The sequence below is a fragment of the Streptococcus sanguinis genome (genome assembly GCF_050223295.1).
GTDB lineage: Bacteria > Bacillota > Bacilli > Lactobacillales > Streptococcaceae > Streptococcus > Streptococcus sanguinis_X.
Genome location: NZ_CP071424.1, coordinates 1,467,392 through 1,483,646 on the forward strand (window position 1 = coordinate 1,467,392; position 16,255 = coordinate 1,483,646).

16 protein-coding genes are annotated in these 16,255 nt (G+C 42.0%); 4 read left to right on the forward strand and 12 right to left on the reverse strand.

The genetic code is table 11. The features are described from left to right. Nucleotides 1-68: 68 nt before the first annotated feature. From tmpA to J1C77_RS07230, 12 genes are all read right to left on the reverse strand, one after another. A complete protein-coding gene (gene tmpA, locus J1C77_RS07175) occupies nt 69-893 on the reverse strand; it encodes a ZIP family manganese transporter TmpA (RefSeq protein WP_002920901.1) in 825 nt (274 codons plus the stop codon). Nucleotides 894-915: 22 nt separating this feature from the next. Then, nucleotides 916-1,386 carry an 8-oxo-dGTP diphosphatase gene (locus J1C77_RS07180; RefSeq protein WP_002920900.1) on the reverse strand — a complete coding sequence of 157 codons (471 nt, stop codon included), beginning with the start codon at nt 1,384-1,386 and terminating at the stop codon, nt 916-918. 1 nt (nt 1,387) lies between these two features. After that, nucleotides 1,388-2,482: an NAD(P)/FAD-dependent oxidoreductase gene (locus tag J1C77_RS07185; protein ID WP_002920899.1), complete on the reverse strand. Its 1,095-nt coding sequence runs from the start codon at nt 2,480-2,482 to the stop codon at nt 1,388-1,390. A gap of 11 nt (nt 2,483-2,493) precedes the next feature. After that, nucleotides 2,494-3,291 (reverse strand): Nif3-like dinuclear metal center hexameric protein, encoded by a 798-nt coding sequence (locus tag J1C77_RS07190; protein WP_002920898.1) that lies wholly within the window; start codon nt 3,289-3,291, stop codon nt 2,494-2,496. Next, nucleotides 3,278-3,967, reverse strand: coding sequence for a tRNA (adenine(22)-N(1))-methyltransferase (locus J1C77_RS07195; protein ID WP_002920897.1), 690 nt, complete (start codon nt 3,965-3,967; stop codon nt 3,278-3,280). Before J1C77_RS07195 ends, J1C77_RS07190 begins: the two co-directional genes overlap by 14 nt. Nucleotides 3,968-4,112: 145 nt before the next feature. Next, the gene (gene yghU / locus J1C77_RS07200) at nt 4,113-4,901 is read right to left on the reverse strand and encodes a glutathione-dependent disulfide-bond oxidoreductase (RefSeq protein WP_002920896.1); all 789 of its coding nucleotides are present in this window, start codon (nt 4,899-4,901) and stop codon (nt 4,113-4,115) included. Between the two features lie 67 nt (nt 4,902-4,968). Continuing rightward, a complete protein-coding gene (locus J1C77_RS07205; protein WP_002920895.1) occupies nt 4,969-5,649 on the reverse strand; it encodes a DnaD domain-containing protein in 681 nt (226 codons plus the stop codon). Between the two features lie 8 nt (nt 5,650-5,657). Then, on the reverse strand, nt 5,658-6,599 hold the full coding sequence (gene metA, locus J1C77_RS07210) for a homoserine O-acetyltransferase MetA (RefSeq protein WP_002920894.1): 942 nt from the start codon (nt 6,597-6,599) through the stop codon (nt 5,658-5,660). Nucleotides 6,600-6,746: 147 nt separating this feature from the next. Then, nucleotides 6,747-7,259 carry an adenine phosphoribosyltransferase gene (locus J1C77_RS07215; protein ID WP_002917059.1) on the reverse strand — a complete coding sequence of 171 codons (513 nt, stop codon included), beginning with the start codon at nt 7,257-7,259 and terminating at the stop codon, nt 6,747-6,749. Nucleotides 7,260-7,456: 197 nt separating this feature from the next. Continuing rightward, nucleotides 7,457-7,984, reverse strand: coding sequence for a hypothetical protein (locus J1C77_RS07220; RefSeq protein ID WP_002920893.1), 528 nt, complete (start codon nt 7,982-7,984; stop codon nt 7,457-7,459). A 46-nt stretch (nt 7,985-8,030) separates the two neighbouring features. Next, nucleotides 8,031-10,250 (reverse strand): single-stranded-DNA-specific exonuclease RecJ, encoded by a 2,220-nt coding sequence (gene recJ, locus J1C77_RS07225; RefSeq protein ID WP_002920892.1) that lies wholly within the window; start codon nt 10,248-10,250, stop codon nt 8,031-8,033. A gap of 105 nt (nt 10,251-10,355) precedes the next feature. Then, on the reverse strand, nt 10,356-10,946 hold the full coding sequence (locus J1C77_RS07230) for an HD domain-containing protein (protein WP_042762814.1): 591 nt from the start codon (nt 10,944-10,946) through the stop codon (nt 10,356-10,358). Nucleotides 10,947-11,100: 154 nt separating this feature from the next. Here J1C77_RS07230 and J1C77_RS07235 point away from each other — a divergent pair, with 154 nt between their 5' ends. The 4 genes from J1C77_RS07235 to J1C77_RS07250 all read left to right on the forward strand — a co-directional run bounded on the left by J1C77_RS07235 (nt 11,101) and on the right by J1C77_RS07250 (nt 16,243). Continuing rightward, nucleotides 11,101-12,237, forward strand: a complete 1,137-nt coding sequence (locus J1C77_RS07235) for a phosphoribosyltransferase domain-containing protein (RefSeq protein ID WP_002920890.1) — start codon at nt 11,101-11,103, stop codon at nt 12,235-12,237. Nucleotides 12,238-12,248: 11 nt separating this feature from the next. Then, entirely contained in the window at nt 12,249-13,340 is a 1,092-nt protein-coding gene (locus J1C77_RS07240) for a cysteine protease StiP family protein (RefSeq protein WP_002920889.1), read from the forward strand. A gap of 188 nt (nt 13,341-13,528) precedes the next feature. Beyond that, nucleotides 13,529-15,097 carry a YceG family protein gene (locus J1C77_RS07245; protein WP_002920888.1) on the forward strand — a complete coding sequence of 523 codons (1,569 nt, stop codon included), beginning with the start codon at nt 13,529-13,531 and terminating at the stop codon, nt 15,095-15,097. A 15-nt stretch (nt 15,098-15,112) separates the two neighbouring features. Further along, nucleotides 15,113-16,243 carry a toxic anion resistance protein gene (locus J1C77_RS07250; RefSeq protein ID WP_002920887.1) on the forward strand — a complete coding sequence of 377 codons (1,131 nt, stop codon included), beginning with the start codon at nt 15,113-15,115 and terminating at the stop codon, nt 16,241-16,243. Nucleotides 16,244-16,255 lie beyond the last annotated feature (12 nt).

Consider the following 16,255-nt stretch of genomic DNA (forward strand, 5'->3'; position numbering starts at 1 on the left):
ACTACCCTTAAATAAAAGAAAAAGAGCGGAAATTCCGCTTTCTTCCGCTCTTTGATTCCAAGTCGATATCAACCCAAAGCCACATCTAAGACCATCATGAGAACAAAGCCCACCATGAGACCTAAAGTCGCCACATCAGTATTGCCATTGGTCTGCGAATCCGGTATCAGCTCCTCTACCACCACGAAAATCATAGCTCCTGCTGCAAAGGAAAGGGCATAGGGCAGAATAGCCGTCATGGCCATCACAGCAACTGCCCCCAGAACAGCACCGATTGGTTCTACAATAGCGGACATGGAGCCCCAGTAAAAGGCTTTAAGACGAGATTTGCCGTCCGTCCGAATCGGAATGGACAGAGCCGATCCTTCTGGGACGTTTTGCAGGTCAATTCCTAAAGCTAGGCCAATCGCGCCGACAAAGGCTTCCGGACTAGGATTGGCGGCTAAGGCACCAAAGGCTACTCCGACTGCCAAACCTTCTGGAAAATTGTGAATAGTAATGGCTAAAAATAGCAGAGCCGTCTTGGACAGCTTCTTTCGGCTATGCTCAGGAACACTCTCTGCCTCCGAAATGTCTTTGCTCAAGTGCAAGTGAGGTACCACTGCATCAATCAGCCGCAGGAAAAAACCTCCCACTAAAAAACCAATCGCTGCCGGCAGCCAGGACAGCTTGCCATAAGAACTTTGGGCATACTCAATCGACGGCGCCAGAAGCGACCAAAAGGAAGCCGCAATCATGACGCCTGCCGCAAAGCCCATCATAATATCCAGCAACTTGCGACTGACCTTTTTAAAGAAAAATACAACAGCCGAGCCCACAATGGTACATCCCCATGTAAAAAGCCCAGCCAAGAATGCCTGCATAACTACAGGCTGCGATCGTAACCAGTCCATAACTTCTCCTTATCCTCTGAAATCAATCATACAAAATCGTCTTGGTTTCCCCTATACAGTGTTTTTCCTCATTCCAGTAATGAATCCGCTCGAAAGAGCCTTTCCGCCAGTAGAGAGGCAAACGTTCACGTATGTCGTCCTGCATATCTATTTGGCCAAGTTCCGAAATCTTCCACCATTTGGGCTCCCCTTCATGATCGTTTCCCCTCACTTGCCCCTCAAAGGCAGTACAAAGAAAATCGTAATACACATACCGTTCTTTTTTACTCGGATTAGTGAAGCCTGAAATCCCCTTCAATTCCAAGTTTAGAGCAGTCAGCCCCGTTTCTTCTTTTAACTCGCGCCTTGCAGCTTCGAAAAAAGATTCTGGAAACTCCACCTTCCCGCCTGGTTGTATCCACCCTTTAAAGTTATCATGCTGGCGATTAAGCAGTAGAATTTCATCATCTTTTTTCACACAAACATTGACCCAATTCAAAATATGTTCTGTCATATCAAACCTTCTTCACATACCGCTCGATAGGATAGTCAGCTGGATTCAGCAGACCCGCTTCTCCCAAAGCCATCTGGGCCAATTGGCGTCCGATAAGCGGGCCAGTTGTCAGACCAGAAGAGCCTAATCCGCTGGCAGCGTAGACACACGGCAAGTCTGGAACAGACCCAAAGAAAGGAGCAAAGTCGCTGGTATAAGCTCGTGTTCCCACGCGTTCGCCTAGAATCTCTGCTTTAGACAGCCTTGGCAAGTAAATTTCCGCTTCTTGATGCAATTGATCCAGCACTATCTTATCGACCGTCAAATCAAATCCCTGATTATTTTCATGGCTGGCCCCGACGCTGACCTTGCCTGCCAGAAAGGGAATGATATCCAGCTCGCCCTCAGGCATCACAACAGGGTAGTCATCTGTCTGCTCAGCCAGCTTAAAATCACGCAGCTGTCCCTTTTGCGGTCGAACATCTGTCTCATAGCCCAGTGGCTGCAAGATTTCTCCCAGCCAAGCCCCTACAGCTAAGATGACACAGTCAAAGCTGCATCCGTCCACAAGAAGTTGCTCTCCTTCTACTGTCAATCTTACCTTTTTCTCAACCAATTCTGCCTTGCTGGCTTTCAGAAGCGTCTCCGTCAAGAGCGCTCCCTCTACACGAGCACCACCGGAAGCATAGAGAAGCTGCTCAAAGCCTTGCAAGTTTGGAAATTTCTCCTGAGCTTCCTGACGGCTGAGAAGACTCAAGTCCCCTATTAAGGGCGACTCTTCCCGACGATTAGCAGCCAAATCATAAAGCTCCTGCAGCTTGCTCTCATCCTTTTTCAGCAGATAAACACCTGTTTGTTGGTAAAAGTCTGTCTGAATACCAGCCGCTTTCAGTTCCGCAATCAAGTCCTGATAAAAATCAGCGCCCAGACGCGCCATCCTATACCAAGCCTTGTTGCGACGCTTGGAAAACCAAGGACTGATAATGCCAGCGGCTGCCTTGGTTGCCTGCCCCTTGCCGTCATCAAAGACAGTCACTTCCACATCTGGGGATTTGGACAGATAGTAAGCGGCTGTTGATCCGACAATTCCAGCACCAATTACTGCTACTCTTTTCATGTCGCATCCTCTCAAATATGTCGGAAAGGATTGGTCCAAGCCTGACTAGCCAGAATCTCAATCTCCCATCCCTCTTCTGCCTTCCAAGTATCAAGCTTTTCTTTTAATTTTTCCGTAAAAAGAACCTCGATATGGTGTCCAGGATCCAGCGCCAAAAGCCCTTCTGTCAGCATTTCCTGAGCAGTGTGATAGTAGATATCACCTGTAATGTAGACCTGCGCTCCCTTGGCAATGGCCTCCGGATAAAAGGACTGACCGCTGCCACCACAAATAGCCACACGCTCAATCACGCGTTCGAGATCTGCTTCTTCATAAGCGACCAGACGCAAACTATCTAGTCCAAAAGTTTCCTTGACCTTAGCCGTAAAATCCCCAAAGGTCTGAGGAGCAATCTTCCCCACGCGACCAATACCGTGATCTGGCCCCGTCTGACTGAGAAAACTTGTCTCCTCAATCTCAAGAAGCTGGCAGAACCAGTCATTAAGCCCGTCCTCCACGACATCAATATTGGTATGGCTGACATAGACAGCAATATCATGCTTGATGAGGTCTAAAATCATCTGATTTTGCGCCTTATCCGCAACTAGGTCCTTAAGCGGGCGAAAAATAGGCGCATGTTTAACGATAATCAGTCCAGCACCTGCCTCAATAGCCTCCGCCACCGTTTGCTCACGAATATCCAATGCCACTAGAACCTTGTCCACTTCCTTATCCAAGGTCCCGATTTGCAGTCCTGAAATGTCGCCCTCCATGGACAGTTCTTGTGGGCAGTAGGCTTCATAACGGGCGATGATTTTACTTGCTAACATGGAGCACCTCCTTGATACTTTCGATTTTTTGTGACATAGCAGAGCGTTCCAGCTCATTCTTTTCTGGGATATGGGCTAGAGCTCCTTCAAGTTTCTTCAGTTCTTTCTGCCATCTTAGCTGAAAAGCAGGTGACTGTTGCTTCATCAGAAAAGGTCCAAAACGTTCTTCTTGCTCTGTCAAAGTTTGCTGGCCAGCTTCTGCTACTAGGATTTCGTAAAACTTACCTGCCTCTTCTAAGATATCCTCAGCCAGCAAGCGAAAGCCATTAGATAGCAGCCAGCTGCGGAGCTCATCCTCGCGGTTATTAGGCTGCAAAATCAAGCGGGAAATAGACCCAAGCTTAGCTCTGCCATTCTCCAAAATCTCTGAAATCAAGCGACCGCCCATGCCAGCAATAACGATGGTATCAATCTGATCTTCCGCTTCAAAAGCCGCCAGACCATTAGCCAAGCGAACCTCAATCTGCTCCGTCAGCCTATGCTCTGACACATTTTTCTGGGCAGACTGAAAAGGCCCTTCTACCACTTCTCCGGCCAGAGCCTTCTCAATCCGTCCTTGCTGAACCAGGTAAATAGGCAGATAGGCGTGATCGCTCCCAACATCCAGCAACTTAGCCCCATCCGGCACAAAAGCAGCTACTCGCTCCAAGCGTTGGGAAATAGTCTTTTTTTGCATCGCTTACTCTTTTCTAAACATTCTTCTATTCAGTATATCATTTTTAAGGGCATAAAAAAAGCAGCGGAGGAAAAATCAGCTTGTTGATAAACTGATTTTGTCTCGCCACTTGATGATGGGGTGTTTGTTCCTACCCGACAATTATTTATTTGATTTCCTGATACTCAGCAGCTAAACCGCGCTGGACTGCCGGACGAGCTGCAATCTTCTCCGCCCAAGCAGATAGATGTTTGTAGGATGCAGCATCCAAGAACTCAGCTGCGCCTGGATAGAGCCTATCCTGCACCAACTGACCATACCAAGACCAGATAGCAATATCAGCAATACTGTAGTCTTCTCCAGCGATATAAGCTTTCTTAGCCAATTCTTTGTCTAATAAATCCAGCTGTCTCTTGGCTTCCATGGTAAAGCGGTTGATAGGATATTCTAGCTTTTCTGGAGCATAGTTAAAGAAATGACCGAAACCACCGCCCAAGAAGGGCGCCGCGCCTGTCTGCCAGAAGAGCCAGTTGAGCACCTCAGTCCGACCGGCCAAATCTGACGGAATCAGCTTTCCAAACTTCTCTGCCAGATAGAGCAGGATATTTGCTGATTCAAAGACAGGAATCGGCTTATGACCTGACTGGTCCAACAAGGCCGGAATCTTGGAGTTGGGATTGATTTTCACAAAATCTGAGCCAAACTGGTCTCCCTCCATGATGCTAATCTTATAGAGGTCATAGGCAGCCTTTGTCACACCTGCTGCCAGTAGTTCCTCTAGCATAATCGTCACCTTGACCCCATTTGGAGTCCCAAGCGAATACAGCTGAAAAGGTTCTTTACCGACAGGAAGCTTCTGCTCAAAGCGCGCGCCAGCAGTAGGCTGATTGATACCTGAAAATTTGCCTTGGTCGCTGTCCGCAGCTGACCAGACTTTTGGCAATTGATACGTCATACTTTTCTCCTTTTTTATAAAACCAAGGGCCTGTCATATCTAACAGGCCACTGTAAATCAAATAAAGTCAGTCCTTCCATAAATTCATGGCATTGAGGAAATCATCTGAAACTGTCACATTTTGAGGATTAGCTGCTTCACGTTCTTCCCGTTTGGCTTCTACCTGAGCAAGCGTAGTGATGCCTTCTTTACGCCAATTGCGCAAGATAGCCTGAATATACTTCCAGTTGGCCTTGCCATTAAACACAGCCTCACGAAGGGCAGCCTTGACCAAGTCAGGATTGGTTTTGTCGTCTTGGACAGTCTTGGTCAAGTCCTCAATTTCAAAGGGTGTCAAGAGACGCCCCAGCTCCTGCTGGAAGGTCTCCACCAAGTCTTTCAAAACATTCTGAGGTGCCTTTGCCACAGTCTGCGAACTGCTTTTGGCTGCCAGCAGTTCATCCAGCTTTTCCAAAGCCGGTGAAGCATCAAAGATAACCTCTGTCTCTCCATTCAGCTCAATGGTCTTATACTGCAAGAGACCTTTCTCCGTCAGATGGGACATAGAGCGATTAACTTCTGACAGAGTCTTGCCAATATGCTCCGCAATCTGACTAGGCGCCAGCTCTTCCAGAGAAGTCGTATTTTGAAGATAGAAAAACTGCCAGACCAAAAAATCATCGCTGGAATCAAAGATGTCCTTAAAATGTAAAAGAAGGGCACTCGGGATTACTAGATTGCCCGATTTAAAAGCTGATAAATAAGTCATGTCACCTCTTATAGATAAGCAAAAAACGATACATCATTTTCAGGACTCTCCCAGTCGAAAGGTGTCTCCTGATAGACAGCGTAATTGACCCAATTGCTGAAAAAGAGTGCAGCAGCCGAACTCCAGCACAAGGCCGGTGTCGCATGGACATCATCGTTTTTGAAATAATTCTCTGGAATGTGTGGATTCTTCCCTGCCTTCAAGTCGCGGAAATACTCCTTGGATAGAGTATCACGGTCGTACTCCATATGACCGAAACTATATACCTCTCGCAAGTCCCGGCTAGCCAGCACAGAGAGGCCAGTATCCTCTCCATACGAAAGAATTTCCAGATTGGTCAGATTGACAATATCTTCCTTCAGAACTTCAGTATGACGGGAATGCGGCGCATAAAACTCATCGTCAAAGCCACGGAAAAGCAGATTGCTGCTGTCAGCTGACTGGCTATAAACACCCGATAATTTGCGTGTCATCTGGTGTTTGTCCACGCCGTAGCGAGCGTAAAGTCCAGCCTGAGCTCCCCAACAGATATGCAGAGTAGAAAAGACATGGGTCTTGGACCATTCAATCACCTGCTGGAACTCTTCCCAGTAGTCCACTGCTTCAAATGGCAGATGTTCTACCGGTGCACCAGTGATAATCAAGCCATCAAAATAGCGATTTTTAACCTCATCAAAAGTCTTATAGAAAGTCTCCATATGCTCTGCACGTGTCGTTTTAGACTGGTGAGAGCTCATGTAGAGGAAGTCAATAGTCAGCTGCAGCGGAGTATTAGCCAAGTGGCGCAGTATCTGAGTTTCTGTCACCATTTTCTGGGGCATGAGATTGAGTACCAGAATATTCAGAGGGCGGATATCCTGATGGTCCGCCCTATCGTCATCCATGACAAAGATATTCTCAGAACTTAAAATGTCAACAGCTGGCAGTTTCTTATCAATCTTAATTGGCATGAAAATATCTCCTTCAATCGTTAGAAAGGCTTGGAAATACTTTTCCAGCCTATTCTTTGTTTATCCAATGTACTTTCATTATACTGAAAGGAGATATAGTTTTCAATTATACTTTTTCTCTAACTAGATATAGCTAGAAACTATGTATTAATAGTGCATCAGAACCTTGTAGTCGTATTCACCGATAGCTTCGCGACCCTTGAGCTCATCCAGCTCAATAAGGAAGGCACAGCCAGCCACTACGCCACCAAGGCGCTCAATCATCTCAATTGTTGCCTTCACTGTCCCACCAGTCGCAAGAAGGTCATCTACGATTAGAACGCGCTGACCTGGCTTGATAGCATCGGCATGCATGGTCAAAGTATCTACACCGTACTCTTTTTCATAGTCAGCTGAGATAACCTCACGAGGAAGTTTGCCAGGCTTGCGGACTGGAGCAAAGCCGATTCCTAACTCAAAGGCAACTGGACAGCCCACGATAAAGCCTCGAGCTTCCGGTCCAACGATCATGTCAATCTTCTTATCTGTCGCATATTGCACAATCTCACGAACAGCGTAGCTATAAGCATTTCCGTCTGCCATCAATGGGCTGATATCACGGAATGTCACGCCTTCCTTTGGATAATTTTCGATTGTTGCAATGTAGTCTTTTAAATTCATGATATACTTTCTTTCAAAAAAATTTTTTACTCTCTATTATATCACTTTTTCATCCAAATGGTAACAGAAAAACTTACTTTTTATTGGTATCTATTATTTAATCTGAAAAATCATGTCTGAGCTATTATAGACCATCATATTGAGGACGGGATTGAGTTGGTTATTCTTTATAATCGTTTTTTCTAGGCAAGTCAAAATCAGATGTGCTGCTCTAAATAAAGTGGCGTTACTATTTCTTGTTCATATTTTTTTACAATATCCTTCGTAAATAAGCCTAATAAGTTCAAATCATTAGATGGATTAATCTCAAATGTTGAAAATACAGATTTTTCAAGAAAATTATGCAATTCTTTATAATTTGTCACATAGCTATACCCCTGAGGAGCCTTAAATTTCGGCGATAATTCTTTAGCTTGTTTTAATGATATAGGCGAGTCAAGAAGAGATAGGGAGTAAATTGGAGAAAAATACTTAGCGCCTTCTTGCAAATGTTTTTCCAAATATGGACGACTGCTATTTTCTAAATCTGAATTTTCTAAAAAGTCTTGGATGTTATTACGCTGACCTAAAATCATTTTTCCGACAATCATCTTAGCGGGTGAGGAAAGATATAAATAAGCTACCGTTTCTTTTTCAGGAATCCTTGAACGATATTCAAAATGCTTTTTTCCTGTTAGCAAAGCTTTAAAAAATTCTGGTTTAAAACTCAGGATAATTTCATTCATCTAAAAAGTTCTCCTTTGCAAGACTTTGGCTCAGTCTTATACCATCTCATCTCTCCATCAAATAATCATAAATCTCCTGCACAGTGCCCAGTGCCATGAGTTCTTGCTCTTTGACTAGGCGCTTGAGGTCTTGGTAAATGTGACTGCTGTCAATTTCTTTCTTTTCAGCTTCCTTATTGACCGTCATGACTCCTTCGGTGATGCTGACAAAGCCAAGTTCTTCAAAAATCTGAATCATTTTGATCAAGAGAATAGGATCAATTTTCAGATAAGCTGCCAGATCCTTTAGCTTATAGCGAACATCAAACTCGGGGAACTGATAGATTGTCTTGTAGAGTTTGGCAAACTGCTCACGGTTGCCATAACCAGTCAGATAATAAGGCTTGGCAATCTCATTCTTAAAGTAAATCGCTTCGAAATCCTGTGATTGAAGAATCTTCTTCAAGACCTGCAAATCATCAGGCAAGTCATAAACTACAACTGCTCTGCTATTTGTCAAATCTGGCAATTCCTCTGTGAAACGCAAGACTGGAACCTTGTCAGGCAGCATCGCATTTTTGCTGCGGATATTGAAAAGCTGAACACCGTCCACACGGGCATCTACCAGCATGAGCTGGAGACTGGTCTGCCCATTCCATTTATTGACAGAGAGGCTGACAGCCAGCTCCAGATTCTTGGTCTGGGCAAACTCTGTCGCCAGGTTTCCATGCCCAAAAGCTACTACTTCAAAAGATGCATCTTGCTGGGAAATTTTTAGCTTGAGATGGCTATTGCCAGCCCCCATAGTCCGAGCATTGTCCACTTTAAAATCCTTGAGGTAAAAAAGCGGCTTCTTATTGTCCATACCAAAAGGCGCCAGTTTTTCAAAGCTTTTGAGTGTATCCAAGGTCAGTTCTGGCAGGTGTAGCTCCTCATCTAAATACAGGGCTGTTTTGCCAGTCAAATCCAAATCATTGTCTAAGATGTAGGCTGTCAGGATATCAGATAGCTCTGCTAGTTTGTCTGCTTCAAGAGTCATTCCAGCCGCTCCAGCGTGCCCACCAAAGGCTACAAAGAGGTCACGGTGACTGTCCAAGGCCTCAAAAATATTAACCGCTTCAATACTGCGGGCGCTACCCTTAGCGATGCCATCCTCGATATTAAGCACTATGACTGGCTGGTGCAGCTCTTCCAGCAAGCGCCCAGCGACAATCCCTAGCACTCCAGGATTCCAGCCTTCCTTAGCCAGTACCTGCACTGGTCTCTTAGGGTCCAGCATGGTTTGTGCTTCTTCATAAATCTGCTGGACGATTTCCTTGCGCTCGTCATTTTTCTGGTTAATCATGAGAGCAATATCACGAGCTTCTTCGTCATCAAAGCCTGTTAAAAGCTCAACCGCTGGATTTGGATCATCCAGCCGTCCCAGTGCATTGAGTCGAGGAGCAAGCTGGAAGCCAACCGTTTCTTCATCCAGTTCATCAGGCTGAATACCAGCTATTTTGAAGAGTTCCTGAAGACCTATTCGCTGGGTATTTTTGAGAACAGAAAGGCCATATTTGACCAAAATCCGATTTTCCCCCGTCAGACTGACCATATCGGCAATGGTACCAATGGCCACTAAGTCCAAAAGTTCGACTTGGACTTCTTCCAACAAGGCTGTTGCCAGCTTAAAAGCCACCCCACAACCAGCTAGATGCTTGAAAGGGTAATCCGCTCCGCTATGTTCCGGATGAACAATCGCATAGGCATTTGGCAACTCCTCAGGCATGGAGTGGTGATCCGTCACGATGACATCCACGCCGAGAGACTGGGCCAGCTCGATAGCTTCAAGGCCCGCCACTCCATTATCTACTGTAATAATGAGCGAAATTCCCTGATTTTCAATAAAATACTTGTAAACACTGCTATTAGGCCCATAGCCATCCGTAAAGCGATTGGGCAGATAAACCTGACACTCAGCCCCCAGCTGCTCCAAGGCTTCCTTGACAATAGATGCCGAGGTCATCCCATCAGCATCATAATCGCCATAGATCAAAATCTGCTCGTAATTCTCAATCGCTGCGCGAATGCGCTCCACTGCTCGCTCCATATCATGCAGGTCATAAGGGTCGTGAAGCTGGTCTAAACTAGGCTCCAAAAATTCCTGTAAAGCCTCCTTAGTCTGCACACCTCTTTGGTAAAGAAGACTGGCAGCGGCGGGTTCCAATCCGGCTTTCTTGGCCTTTTTTAAAAATTTTTCGTCTGTAAAATTGGTGGCAAAATGCCAGTCGTATTTTGAGCTAATCATGATGAGTGAAACACTTTCTCCGTTCAATCTTGTCTGAATATTATAACATGAAAAGATTGGTTCAACCAGTCTCAAACTTTCTATCTACGAGCAAGGCCCTTAGGCTCACTCATCTAGGTAAAGCCCCTTAGCAACGCTTTTATCAATAACTTCCTGAGCCAATTCCCAAAGACTTTCAGAGGTTTCTTGAATAAAGGATTTCTTTGCGATGACCTGCGACTTGGTCAGACCGTGAGGGTTGTCATGGGGCTGAGCAACTTCCAAGTGATTGAGCAGGGGAACCAGAGCATCCAGCACTCGTGCATATTTAGCCTCTATGCTAATGCCGGTTTCAAATTCCTGCCAAAGCTCTAAAAAGGAATCCTGCTGATCTGACGGCAGCTTGTCCAAACTGATTTTCAAGGACTCAAGCTCTCTATCGTAAGAATCGCTCTTGCCCACGTCGTCAAAGATAAAGGTATCACCAGCATATATTTCGCCCAAATCATGAATCAGTAACATAGACATGACCTTTTCCAGATTAACTTCTTTGGGGATATATTCTTGAAAGATTAGCGCCATGAGCGCACCCTGCCAACTATGCTCAGCAGAATTCTCAAAACGATAGGCGTCCAAGGTCCTATTGTTCCTATGAGTGGCTTTCAGCTTTTCCAGCTCATTGGTAAAAGCCAGCTGCTGTTGTAGACGTTCAAGCATGTGGAACTCCTTTGAAATGTTTTTATTATTATACCACAATAGCACTAATAAGATTGTCCAGATTTGTTTGAAGTATTAAAGTGACAGTTGAGCTAATTAGTGATATACTAAGACAATAAAGGTTAATTAATTGCAAACTTTGAAAGGAATAATAATGACCTATCTTTTAAAAGTAGAAGATTTTGTTAATATAGAAGAAAATAAGAGTTCCTTCGTTATCAATGATATGGTTGCTATTTGCAAGCGAAGTAATAATCCCAATCGAGACTATTTATTTGTTAATAAATATCAAGCTAAACATTATCCTGTTAAAGCCCATAACACGCTTCAGCTATTTTCCGAACTCTATCAAGAAATAAAAAGGCAAATTCCTTCTGACAAGCGTATTTTAGTTGTTGGTTTTTCTGAGACGGCTACTGGAATCGCCCAGGCAATCATGCATATGGCCTTGGAAAACAAAGATTTGAATACTGTCTTTTATTTACAGACTACTCGAGAAAGCATTAATACGGATATCCAAAATATCTCTTTTGAAGAAGAACATTCACATGCAAGTACACAAAAATTATATTATCGCTCAGATATTCCTGACTACGATACTGTTTTGTTTATCGAAGATGAAATAACAACAGGAAATACAATTGTTAACTTTATTGAAAAATTTCAAAAAATTAAAGACAATATTTCTTTTGCAGCCGCTTCTATATTAAACTGGCAAAATACAAAGAATCGTAGGATTTTTCAAGAAAAAGGAATCAAAAGAATATACCTAGTCAGTGGTCAAATGAAAGATAATACTCCTCTCATAGAGCTGAAAGAAACAACACTGGAAAAACCAAAACTAACTTCAGACGTTCACTATCATTTATCTGACAACCTCAATCCTCGAACAGGTCTCACTAAAGAAGAGTTTTTAGTCTTCCAAGAAACTGCTCTAAATCGATTGACTTCGCAAGTCTCTCGGAAATCTAAAGAAGAAACAATAGCTGTCATTGGAACTGAGGAAAACATGTGGTTACCAATTAGGCTAGCCCAAGAACTTGATGCAGAGGTTCGCTCCACTACAAGAAGTCCTATTTCCCTCTCCAGTGAATACAATTATCTTTTCCATAACGGCTTAGCTTTGGCCAGTGCTTACGAAACGAATAGAATGACTTTCCTTTACGATATTGAACATCATTATGACCAAATTATCATCGTCTATGAGGTTATGACTGATGCATTTCGAGCAACTCTTCAAAATAAATTGCAGCCCTTTAGTAAGCAAACACTAATTTTTGTTAAACAATAAGAAAGGCTTTTATGAATTTAGTAAAAACTAGTTACCCTGAATCCGATGTAACCATCCTCTTACAAGATGTGCGTGGAAAGGTTCCTGTATTAGACACTGCCGAAAGAGAAAAATTAAATCAACAGGGCGTTCATTATTCCGAAATGCTACCTCTAGAATATGCCCCAACAGAGCGCTATATGAAAATCTATCAAGAAAGCCTCGCAACTCTTTCTTTTGAGACTGCTAACGCTATAGCAAGTCTTTCTGAAAAGATTTTTAAGAAAAAAGGAGAAAATCTTGTTTTAGTTTCCTTAGCAAGGGCAGGGACTCCTATAGGTATTCTAATAAAAAGGTACCTTCACTATAAATATCAGCTTGATGTGCCACATTATAGTATTTCTATCATTCGAGGTAAAGGGATTGACATAGCCGCCATGAATATTATAGCCAACAAGCACCATCCTAAAGATATTCAATTTGTGGATGGTTGGGTTGGAAAAGGAGCAATAAATACCGTCCTGGAAGAAACCTGCCAGAGGTTAGCAGAGGAAAACAAATTCTTTTCCGAACTAGATCCTACTCTAGCTGTACTCAGTGATCCAGCTTCGGTAACACCGCTTTATGGTACTCGTCAGGACTTTTTAATCCCTAGCGCTTGCTTAAATGCTACTGTCAGCGGCCTCGTCAGCAGGACGGTCAAATTAAAAGAAATGAGCGATGACGAGCTTCACGGAGCTGTTTATTATGCAGAAAACGAAGCTTACGACCATTCATTGGAATTCTTGGATAAAGTGCAATCCTATTTTGACCAAGTTCAATTAGATTATTTTAATCCTTCACAAGAAGAGCTCAATGAGGATTTCAAAGGATTGGACGAAGTTAAGAAAATCGCCCAATCCTACAACATTAGTGATATCAATAAAATAAAACCAGGAGTTGGTGAGACAACTAGAGTTCTGCTTAGGCGCCTTCCAGACAGGGTGTTAATTAGAGAAAAGGCTAATCAAAAATACCTTAAACATATCCTTCAATTATGTGAAGAAAAGCAGATCCCAATCGAATATGTCAACCTACAGAAATATAATGTTTGTGGCATTATAAAGGAAGTCGCTGATTTATAGTTTATCTCTTGACAAAGACCATTTTATAAATATACAATGGTATCTATAAAGTAGGGGAGAGCAGACTTTAATAAGCTATCTCCAGTGATTTAGGAGGTACAAAGCAAACCATCTGCACTCTTCATTTAACTTTTATACAAAGAAGACAAAAGATGTGACATTATAATCGTAGAAAGCAGGTATATTTCATGTCGACCAGTCTGCAAAATCTGCCCTTTGAACTTTGGCGTTCAATCACAGAACGAAAAGGAATACAAGCCACTTTCGCTCCTGTTTTTACACGATATATCGGGGTTGAAAATCAAAGTAAATATGATAGTGTATTAAAAACTATTTTGGTAAAAGCTCAAGAGGATTCAACTCACACTATTTACTTTGACGGCCAAATCCCAATGGATGCAGATTTTGATTTCATTAACAGCATAAAAAACGAGCTTGCTTCAATGGAAGTTAGTCAAATAGCCAGTCAGGATATTACACTCTTTGAAGATGCAGAGCTCAATCATCAATTTCTGATTGCTCTTGAATATATAACAAACCTTGCTATCCGTCAGGAAAATTTCCTGAATAACAGCGTGAGAAATAATTTTATATGCAAAATGCTACTCTATGCATACTTACATATTTTTAGCTTATCCTATCAAGATAGAGATTACCTTACAAACAAGTGCATCTACTATGGTAGTATTTCAAAACACGATATATATTTCCTGCTGTTACTTAATCGCTTTGGATTTGATGTCATTTATATCAATCCACTAAAAGATGATGAAAATTTTGCTCAAGTTGACTCTGATCAAATCAGTACTGTCCATAAAAACACTCAAATCCTGCCTATCCAAAGTTGGGGAGAAAGAGCTAAAAATGGACAAATTATAGAGGAAAATCGTTCAATTACACTGGATATAGAAACACAAATTGAAGAACAATTATTTACAAATTCTGGAATTTATAGGCCTTGGCAGTTCCGAAATGGAACGACAAGCCCCATTTTTTTCAATTCAACTTTAATTGATGTAGAACAAAATTGGAACGCACCCGCAAAAGTTCGGAACGGATTTAAGACCGTTGAGAAAACAGTCTACGTCCCACATTTCTTTTTTGAAATAGAGGGAGAATATAATCCAATTGACAAGTATGCCCACTTGGTCAATATCTGCTCTTCATCTGATAATACGCTCGTTTTAACATCCAATGGTGATGAACTGATTACTCACGAAATTAATGATTCCGATAAGTATCAGCTTATGTTTTGTCAACTCAGTAATGGAAGTTTTGATATTGAGGAGATTATGAAGCTCCCATTCTATCACTATGCTCCTTATAACGATGAAACAGAAAAATTCCTTCTCAATAAGATTAACGAAACTATTGCTGATACTCGACTGTTCAAACAACCATTGACAGTATCCAAAGAAGAAACATTAAACTTTGCACTGTTGATTCTACAGTTGGATAAAAGAGTAATACGACTCATAGATAGCTTTGATTTTACTGGCTTTATACCCAAGATTGTCTTTTTCTTGGAAGGCGAAACTCAGTTATCAAAAAATACGTGCTATGTCCTTGCCTATCTTGGAAAAATTGGTTTTGACATCATCATTTTTTCACCTGCCGGCTTGTCTGATCTGAACTCTTACATTAATGCAGAGTACTTTAATACTGTCAGGTTAGATGTTATAAACTATGAGCAAAGTTTTCAAACTATTCAACGAAAGCTGAAAAAACAAAATTTCTTCAGTAAACTTTTTAATTAAAGAAAGGAAAACAATATGCCTATCAACACAGGAAGTTTTGATTCAACTCCACAAGAGATTGAATCAACTGAACTTGAACTTGCTAAACCAGAAGTCCTAGCTGACAACTTAGCCTATAAGCAGAAGCTAAGATCACTGCCTGAGGTTCAGAACCTCACCAATGAGATTGATATTACTAATGTCAACTCAATTATGGCTTTCGGTCAAAAACCGAGTGAAGGAATTTCTCAAATGTCTGATGCTCTATTATCTTCCATGCGAAGGGTAGACGCAGAGGAAGCTTCTCGAATGCTCGTTCAACTTACTAAAATCATGGATAAATTCGATATTAAAGAAATTGAAAATCCAGAAAAAGTATCTGCTCTGCAAAAATTATTTGGCAAAATAAAGAATAGTATTGATAAACTTTTTGCCAAATATGAAGATATGGGTAAAGAGGTTGATCAGATTTATACCATATTGAAGCAATATGAAGTTCAAATTCACCAAACTCAAGAAAATCTGGAAAAACAATATAAAACTAATGTAGCCTACTATGAAGAATTAGAAAAATATATTGTTGCTGGTGAGATTGCTCAAGAAGAAATCGAAGAATACAGTAATCAGATCGCTGCTCGTACGGATATAACAGAGCAAGAAAAACAAACTCAACAGCAAAAGCTAAGCATGATTAAAGATATGCTCGCACAGCGAACATATGACTTGCAAATTGCTGAAAACGTGGCCATGCAAACCTGCCCTATGATTCAGACCATGCAAATGTCTAACTTTAATCTGATGCGGAAAATCAATTCTTCCTTTATTATCACATTGCCAATCTTCAAGCAATGTTTGGTTCAAGCTATTCAATTAAAAAGACAGGAAATTCAAGCTAAGTCTATCAAACAATTGGATGAAAAAACCAATGAACTTCTAATTCGTAATGCACAAAATACTGCTAATCAATCTGTTAATATTGCTCGTATGGCTGGTGGAAGCTCTATTCAAATGGAGACACTTCGTACAACTTATGAGACAATTAAAAAAGGAATTGAAGAAACTAAGCAGATCAATAATCAAATTGCTGAAAAACGAAAAAGTGATTCTATTGAGTTAGAACATATGAAATCTGACATGGCTGAAAAAGGTTTTATAAGCAGTCATTGATATCACTTAAGA